This is a genomic window from Novosphingobium sp. BW1, assembly GCF_008107685.1.
Classification (GTDB): domain Bacteria; phylum Pseudomonadota; class Alphaproteobacteria; order Sphingomonadales; family Sphingomonadaceae; genus Novosphingobium.
In genome coordinates, this window is the sequence record NZ_VIRF01000103.1 from 1 (window position 1) to 7,956 (window position 7,956).

Annotated in this window: 7 protein-coding genes; 3 read left to right on the plus strand and 4 right to left on the minus strand. The window is 60.4% G+C overall.

Going from position 1 to position 7,956, the window contains the following annotated elements:
• Both FMM79_RS21435 and FMM79_RS20040 read left to right on the plus strand, forming a co-directional pair.
• On the plus strand, positions 1-974 hold a 974-nt coding region (locus FMM79_RS21435; protein WP_162528568.1), incomplete at its 5' end, for a hypothetical protein.
• 439 nt (positions 975-1,413) lie between these two features.
• Complete coding sequence (locus FMM79_RS20040; RefSeq protein ID WP_148629293.1) at positions 1,414-2,298, plus strand: hypothetical protein; 885 nt, start codon at positions 1,414-1,416, stop codon at positions 2,296-2,298.
• Positions 2,299-2,306: 8 nt separating this feature from the next.
• Here the strand turns inward: FMM79_RS20040 and FMM79_RS20045 are convergent, their stop codons facing one another.
• From FMM79_RS20045 to FMM79_RS20060, 4 genes are all read right to left on the minus strand, one after another.
• On the minus strand, positions 2,307-3,212 hold the full coding sequence (locus FMM79_RS20045; protein ID WP_148629294.1) for a hypothetical protein: 906 nt from the start codon (positions 3,210-3,212) through the stop codon (positions 2,307-2,309).
• A gap of 101 nt (positions 3,213-3,313) precedes the next feature.
• Entirely contained in the window at positions 3,314-5,284 is a 1,971-nt protein-coding gene (locus tag FMM79_RS20050) for a DUF3732 domain-containing protein (RefSeq protein ID WP_148629295.1), read from the minus strand.
• Positions 5,281-5,769, minus strand: coding sequence for a three component ABC system middle component (locus tag FMM79_RS20055; RefSeq protein ID WP_148629296.1), 489 nt, complete (start codon positions 5,767-5,769; stop codon positions 5,281-5,283). The genes FMM79_RS20050 and FMM79_RS20055 overlap by 4 nt, the downstream gene beginning before the upstream one ends.
• Positions 5,766-6,965 carry an ABC-three component system protein gene (locus FMM79_RS20060; RefSeq protein ID WP_148629297.1) on the minus strand — a complete coding sequence of 400 codons (1,200 nt, stop codon included), beginning with the start codon at positions 6,963-6,965 and terminating at the stop codon, positions 5,766-5,768. The genes FMM79_RS20055 and FMM79_RS20060 overlap by 4 nt, the downstream gene beginning before the upstream one ends.
• 193 nt (positions 6,966-7,158) lie before the next feature.
• Between FMM79_RS20060 and FMM79_RS20065 the strand changes: the two genes are divergently transcribed.
• Positions 7,159-7,956, plus strand: a 798-nt coding sequence (locus FMM79_RS20065) for an IS3 family transposase (RefSeq protein ID WP_148629298.1), incomplete at its 3' end; no start/stop codon positions are given.

Genomic DNA, 7,956 nt, shown 5'->3' on the forward strand with positions numbered 1-7,956 from the left:
CCTTCATGTTCCAGAACCATGCGGATCGCCCGCTGCCGAACTTCAGGTGCAAACTTGTTTGTCGTCTTGCTCATCGTAGACCCTTCCTCTCAGGAGTTAGGGCCTCCGGCAATCCCGGCGCGGTTCATTTCGGATCGCCAGGCGAACTGGATCAACAGGGCGTAAATGCCTTCAACTCGCTCATCCACACTATCGCGGCGCAGGCCGAGTCCAGTTGGGAAATCCTCGAGCTCTTCAAGGCGAAGTTCAATGGCGGCGCCAGCTGGAGCTCCAACGAAAGCTGGGCGATAGGCGATCTCCAGAACGCCATGAGCAACTCCGCCGACAATGCCGCGACCTTCATCGCGGCATTCTGGGACGGCTGCGAGCAAGTCCTTCGCGAACATCCCACTATCGGCCTGCCCGACGTCGACATCATAAACCAGATATTGTTCGACCACGGCGCGCCCTTTGAAGTGCGGCCGCCCGACCTCTTGCCTCGCAATCCTCAAATCCCGATTCCGGTCCTAACGCCGCAGCGATCCATTGGCGAGCAGGCCGTAGAATTGATCCACGCATCACTCGATCAAGCGGACCGGCTGCTTCTTGAGCAGCGGCCGCGACCGGCGGTCCAAGAAATCCTTTGGCTGCTGGAGACGGTCGCCACTGCCTTCCAGGGACTGGATACCGGGACCGGCACCATCGAGGGCAAGTATTTCAACGAAATCGTCCGCAACCTGCGCAATCACCACCGCGGCGGCCCGCTCGCCGAGGCCTTGGGCTGGATGACCAAGATGCACGGCTTTCTCTCGTCGCCCACCGGCGGCGGGGTGCGCCACGGCACCCAATTGGCCGCCGACGTGTCTCCCACGCTCAAGGAAGCGCATCTCTACTGCAATCTCACGCGCAGCTATATCAACTACCTGCTCGCCGAGGCAGCGGATGCCATGCCAGTTGCGCCCGTAAGAAAGTCGCCATTCGGCACGTCGGTGTAGTTAAAAGCGGCCGTCAGTTCGTGCGGCTTTGAGGGACGAAAGGTGGGACTTTCCTGCCGTTCCCAAACGTCATGCCGAACGGCGGCTATTGTCAGAAGCCGACATTCAGCGGTTGCCTAGCGGGCATTGAAGAGAGGCAAATAGTGGGCCGGTTGCAGAATGGCGGCTCTTGGTAAACTAACCTGCAATAGCCGCCATTCGCGGCCCAAGTTGGGCAGTGTCAGCTGCCGACCCAACTAAGGACGTTCAACGGCCAGCTTGGCAATAGCCGATTGCGCCGAAACCTACCGTCCGCCAATCGTAGAGGCGTCGATCGGCAACGTGTCCCAAATCTCGCCGTTCGGCTATGTCCAAGCAGATCTCGAAACTGTCGCACGCGGACAGTGTCATTCCGGGGTGCTAGTCTGCCTCGAACGATATTCGATTTTGGAGGTAAATCTTGAGCACGCGATACTTCACCGACCGCGAATTTGGGCAGCGACCGGCGGTCTCGGAAACGATCGACGACCGTGTCTGGGGAGCGCTGCATGCGCTGATCGAGATGCGCGTGGACAGCGGCGCATTCGGATACCGCTTCACGGAGCAGTGTGCCGACGGTGATGGGCCGTGTGGTAGCGACCGCCGGGCCTTCGCGCGGTTCCTAGAGGCGGAAGTGCCTGGGATCGATTGGCCCCTTAACAGCCAGGAGGTGCCCGAGACGCCGATTGCCCTCGATCTGCTGGAGTTCTGCGCCAAGGCCGTGGGTGAGCCGGTCCTTGGCAGCTACCACTCCTATCAGCATCATCACCATATGAGTTGGGACCGTGCCGCCGGCCTCGCGATTTTCGTGGCCGACGTAAACCTACTCTTCCAGCGCAACGGCATAGCCTTCGAGCTCGATGCCAATGGTCACGCGCAGCGGATCCTTCCACAGCCGGTTGTGCAGACGCTTGGCTGGGCGATGTTCCGCACGGGTGATGACCAGCTGGATCGCTTGCTCGAATATGCGCGCTCCCATTTCCTCTCGCCCAAGCTCGACGACCGCCGGGACGCGGTGGAGAAGTTGTGGGATGCGTTCGAGCGAGTGAAGACGCTTGAGCCCGGCGCGGACAAAAAAGTGCAAGCGGACGCGCTTCTTGACCGGGCTGCAGTGTCAGGCTCCAAAATGCGCGTTGCCCTCGGCGACGAGGCAAAGGCGCTGACCACGATCGGCAACAATCTCCGCATCCGCCATTCCGAGGTGTCGCAGGAGATGATTGAACGGTCCGAGCAGCTCGACTGGCTCTTCGTCCGCATGTTCAGCTTCGTGCGGCTGCTTCTGGTCAGTTCTGGCCGGAGCGGTTAGATGGCTGCCTAGAAAGCGTCGGTATCGCGGTCATCATTATCGTCATTATCGAACCAGGCGGAGGTGTCGGCGCCGCTGGTGATCTCGGCCCGTTCCAGATCGTGTGGCGCCTCGATCGGAACTTTGAAGCGCATGGAGATCGGGAACTCATCGCCGATTTCGGCACCGTCACCACGTGCCCTGTCGCCGCCGGATCCGTAGAGCAGCGTGACCCCGATCGAACCCGTGATCTCGTATTCGACTTCGCGGGCGGTGATGCCCACAACTGCCCGTTCGTCGATGCCGACCCAGTCGATTGTGTGGTGCGTCGCAAGGATGTCGATATCGTCCACCGTTTCCGTCGTGAATTTCTCAACCGCTTCAGACTGTAGGGAATCAGCGATCGCGTCGACAATTTCCGACCGATAGTCGCGCTGTGCCTCAAGCAGTTCGACGAGCGCGCTGAGCACCTCGTCCACAACCGTGTCCTGCTCATCGACGTCGCGGACGATTGTTTTCTCGCGCCCGTGCACGTGTTTGTTGATCTTTTTGTAGGCTGCGATCACCTCTGCAATCAGAGGCTTCACTTCGATGCCGGTAAGTTCCTCCACCTGCTCCGCAGCGAAGCCGCCGATGAGGGCGTAGGTCAGGCGCGCGTTGCGGACCGGCTTCTCCTGCCCTTCAACCGGCCTGAACCAACGACATGCCTCCACCTCCTCCTGAGGAGCGAGTGCATCCATCATGTGGTCGAGGAAGATCCGTATCGCCGACGCGAAAAGGTTGAGCCGAAGCGGATTCTCGCGGGTATCGAGGACGAGCGCGGCACCAAGCATTGCGTCGCGGGTGAAATCCGTTGGCGCGAGATCGATCATCGAATGGGCGAGAAGAGCCATATCGACCTTGGGGACTTCCGCAACTTCGGGATTAGCCGTCATCTCAGCGCTGCTCCAGTTTCTGGCATTTTCAGTCCGGCGACCGGCAACCGCACGGTGCACTGCCGCCGGTCGGCGTAGCGCCCGACTGTCGTTTCGCCGATCTATAACGGCTCGACAGATGCGGTTTCGTCGTTCTCGTCCGGCCAGTCGTCAGGAACGAGCGCGGGCGGCTTGGTCCATGGCTGCTCGACCAGGGCGGACTGGAACCAGTCGTCGCGAAGATTGGCATGTTCCGTCACGATGATCTGGAATCCCTTGGCATCCTCCTCGCCAAAGCGCCGGAGCACCTCAAACAGGCGGCGGACGGCTTCAAGATCCGCATCCGTTTCTGTCTTCTCGACCGATCCTCCGGCGGCGGCATAGACGGTCTCGGACGGAAAATAGACCTGGGTCGGCTGATCGATGAGCAGGAAGCGCGGCAAGGGCTGATCGTTGTTGGCGGCGAATCGGTGAAGCGCCAACAGGGCGGCCAGGTGGTAAGCAAGATGGTTCTCGCCCCCACCCGTCCTGGGCATGTAAATCGGGCGGCTTGGCCGGTCGATCACAACGGTCAGGTTGTGCATGTCGAGGCGCGCCGGATACTGGCCGAACTCGCCGCCCAGATCGGTGATGTATCGCGACATGTGCATAGAAATGTTGTTCAGCGTCGAGGCGAGCCTTTCGCCGGAATCATCGGCCCCGATCTTCCGTTCCAGATCGTTGGCCTTCGCCTTCAGCCGTTTTTCCGCGGCCTCAAGACGCGCCATCTCGGCGTCGGGAATGAGATTCTCCAGGAAGAGGCTGACTCGGCCCACGACCCGGGACGCGGCGTTGTTGCGACTACCCATCTGCGCGATGACCTCGTTTGCGGCGATCGCCGCCGACAGCTCAACCTCTTTAGTGCGAATCTGATCCCCAACCACCTGAAGCGCCGTGCGCTGATCCACAAGATAGGCGTCCAGGGCAGGTCGCTCGCCCCGAACGGCGGTCATTTCCTGGTCCAGCGACTCGAGCTCCGCGAGAAGCATGCTCGCGATAGGGCTGGATAGCGCCAGATTAGCTTCGGCAAAGGGCCACTGCCACTCGTCAGTTTCCTTGCTTTTCGGTAGGGCCTTGATCGAGGCCAGACGGTCGCGCTGCTCCCCGGCCTCGCTCTCGAAGCCCTCCGACCTCTTGGCGAACTGGACCGTAGCGTCAATCCGTCGCTGAATCTCACGACGCTGCTCGCGAAGGCCGAAGAGGTTTGTCTCAATGGTAGCGACCCTCTGGCCGTCGTCTTCGGGCACGGGTGCCGGTGTCCACGACAGGGCGTCGCGAAGGAGGCTGACGACAGGCTCGCCGGCGCCGCGATCGGTGGCGAATATGCCGACGCTGCGCGCTTCCGAAATCAACCCGAGAGCGCGTTCCTCAGAGGTTTCGACCGCGCCCCTGGCCTGCTCGAGCAGCTTGCCGTTCAGCCGGCGATCGCGCTGGACCGTGCGCAGCTGGAACTCCAGCTCGTAGCGGTTTCTCGAGGAGACCCCTAGGAGAATGGGCAGGGTGTCCTTGATCGCCTGCGGTTGGAACGGTTCGTTCTGCCGGTAGAAGAGCTGGTCCTTGTTGGCGACGATCGTCTGCTTCTGGAACAGATAGTAATAGGTATGCTTGATATTGGCGTCATAGCTCTCGCGGCTGTTCTCCAGCGGCACCGCCGTGGTGTTCTCAGGGATGCCGATCATGCGGGATAGAAGGGTCTCGACCCCGCTGTCGTCGTCATTGATAAGAAGATCAGCGTGGTCCGGAGCAGCGATGTCGGCACCGCGCCGGATCATAGCGGTGCTGCAGCTGCTTTGGCCCGAGCCGGGTGACGGCTTGGCCACCAGCACCTGCTCTCCGGCGAACTGATAGATGACGGCGAACCAGCTTACTCGGTCGCGTATTACTCCTTCGGGAATGTTGAAGGTCGAGCGCCCCATGCAATATTCGATGATTTCAGATAGCGCCGATTTGCCGGTCGAGGACCTTCCGGTGATGACATTGAGGCCGTTCAGGTGAAACTGCACGTCCCGCCTGCGGCCGTCATAACTGTAGAGGTGGATCGACTTGATCTTCATGGTCGGACCCCCAAGGTCGTGTAAATTGTGACGCGATCGCCAATCCGGGCGAATTCGCGACCGAGGAATTTCGCTACACGTTGACAGGAGATCGACTCGGGCGTGCCATCTATTCCCTTCCGGACGCCCTCTCGAACCGTCCGCAGGCGACCGTCGGGCGTGACGACTAGGGCGCCGAGCTGCATCAGCACCCCGAGGGCCTCGAACGCGAACGGCAGGAGATCCGTTGTTCGTTTCGGCAGATCGACGAGCATCTGCGGATTGGCCGCAACGATCTTCAGAAAATAGCTTCGATTCGCCTTGGCGAGCGTTTCGCGCGCGTCCCGCTGCAGGCATAGCGGCAGCACGAGCAGCGTCAGCGAGAACGGCATGCCACGCTTATCCTCGTCCTCATAGGCCGCGAGTGCGCGGAACAGGACAAGGCCGCAGAAGGCCGGATTGAACAGGTTCCTGATTTCTACTGGACGAAGATCCCAGCGCTTCATGCAGCCACCCCGAGCAGTTCGCCAAGGCGCTTCATGAAGGCGGGATTCCAGTGCACCCGCGGCATGGGACGGGCGTTGGCGAGAATCTGAAAGGCGCCGCGAACGACATAAGCCTCGGTCACACGCTCCCTGATCCTCAGTTCGCCCGTTTCCGTTTCGGCCCATTTATATAGTTGGCGGCCGGCCTCCTTGAAAGCATCGTCCCCGCTGGCGTCGTGAAGGGTTTCGAAGATGATTTCCCGGAAGCGGCCCCACTCTTCGATCAGACGATCCTCATATTCTTCCATCTCTCCCGAGATCAGCAGATTCTCCCGCGCCCAGCTCGAGCGCTGCTCGAAGGCGCGGTAGTAATCGATGATCGCGCGCTGGATGCGGGAGGGGGAAACGTCGAGGTCTCGGAGCTGCTCTACAAACAGCCGGGTGTCGTTGGCGACGTCAATCCGACCATCAGGCATCCGGCCGCGGAAGGTGATCGGCAAACTGTCGGACCGGTATTCTTCTGCAATCGAAGAGAGCTTGTCCGACACCTCGTGGCCGTAGACCGGCCCGGTTCGCTCGCCCGTGAGCACCTTGATCATTAGGTCTATCCACCAGCCTTCCAGCCGCTCAAAGAGCGGACCGCGGAATGCCCGGCGGACCGTCCTCAGGTGCTGGTCGAGCACGATCTCAGGGATTGTGTCTATGCGCGGGCTTCCGTCCAGAATGAGGATTCGGCCATAAAAGTCCGCGAGCTCGGCCTCCGTTAGCTTGGCCAGATCGGTCCTAGTCTTGCCGATCATCGCCGAGGTGCTGCGATCCAGAAGCGTTGCGGCCATCGATGCCCGAGCCGCCGGATCGTTGCCGACCTCCGCGAACAGCGCCAACTCCGATCCGGGTGCGATGACCGCTGTGGTGAACAGAACGAAGTCGGTGTTCGAGCTGATCCTGCCGTTGTCGCTATAATAAGCCAGCCAAACTCTCACGGATTTCCAGAAATCAACGTCCAAATCTGTAAGCCTGTCACCCTCAGCCTTATGCTTCAGAGACGCCAGCGTCTTTCTTCCGCTCGCCGTGTCAAACTCCAGATCGTCGCTCTTCTCGATAAGAAGCGAGGCGCTTTCGGGCAGGGACAAAAGCCTCAACAGCGCTAGCCTGGGCTGATAGATAAAGCCAAGTCCTGACTCCGCAGCGGAAAATATCGAGCGAGGTTCAGGCATTGTGTACGGCATCCCCTACCGCTTGATGTCCTTCGGTCATCCACTGAATCCCCCCATCGTCGCCTGATCATGGATGCAACTTCAGATTGAAACAATAACTGAATAGCAGAGGTGGCCTGGAGAATCTGCACACTGAGATAATTGGATTTTCTGCCTGAGAGCAGCCAGATGGGCTGCGAGACAGGAGCAGAGAATGAGCAGACGACCCCGGCGCAACCACAGCCCGGCATTCAAGGCGAAGGTGGCGCTTGCCGCGATCAAGGGCGAGAAGACGTTGGCGCAGCTGGCGCACGACTATGATCTGCATCCCAACCAGATCACGACGTGGCCCACGCAGTTGCTCGAAGGGGCGGCCGGAGTGTTCGGCTCGAAGAAGGTTTCAAACGAACCGGCTGTCGACGTGAAGACGCTGCATGCCAGGATCGGGGAACTGACGCTGGCCAACGATTTTTTTGGAAGGCGCGCTCGGCAAGGCAGGACTGTTGCCGAGCGCAAAGCGATGATCGATCAAACGGACACCTTGCCGGTGAAGCGGCAGGCGAAGGAACTGGGGATCAGCCGGGGTAGTGTCTATTATCTGCCCCGGCCGGTTTCGTCCGAAGATCTTGCGATCATGCGTTGCATCGACGCGCTGCATCTGGAGTTTCCGTTCGCAGGCAGCCGGATGATGCGCGACTTTCTTCGTCAGGAGGGCATCACGATCGGCCGCTGCCATGTCGCGAGCCTGATGAAGAAGATGGCGATCGAGGCCGTCTATCGCCGTCCCAGCACTTCCAGGCCGGCGCCAGGGCACAAGATCTACCCCTATCTCCTGCGCAAGCTTCCGATGGTGAGGCCCAATCAGGTCTGGGCGACAGATATCAGCTACATTCCCATGGCCCGGGGCTTCGTCTATCTTGTCGCTATCGTCGACTGGTTCAGCCGCAAGGTCCTCAGCCACCGGATTTCGATTACGCTGGACGCCGACTTCTGCGTGGAAGCGCTCGAGGAA

Excerpts from the sequence above, each read along its gene's own strand:
- FMM79_RS20045 (WP_148629294.1), bottom strand. The coding sequence starts at position 3,212 with ATGACGGCTAATCCCGAAGTTGCGGAAGTCCCCAAGGTCGATATGGCT.
- FMM79_RS20050 (WP_148629295.1), bottom strand. The coding sequence starts at position 5,284 with ATGAAGATCAAGTCGATCCACCTCTACAGTTATGACGGCCGCAGGCGG.
- FMM79_RS20055 (WP_148629296.1), bottom strand. The coding sequence starts at position 5,769 with ATGAAGCGCTGGGATCTTCGTCCAGTAGAAATCAGGAACCTGTTCAAT.
- FMM79_RS20060 (WP_148629297.1), bottom strand. The coding sequence starts at position 6,965 with ATGCCTGAACCTCGCTCGATATTTTCCGCTGCGGAGTCAGGACTTGGC.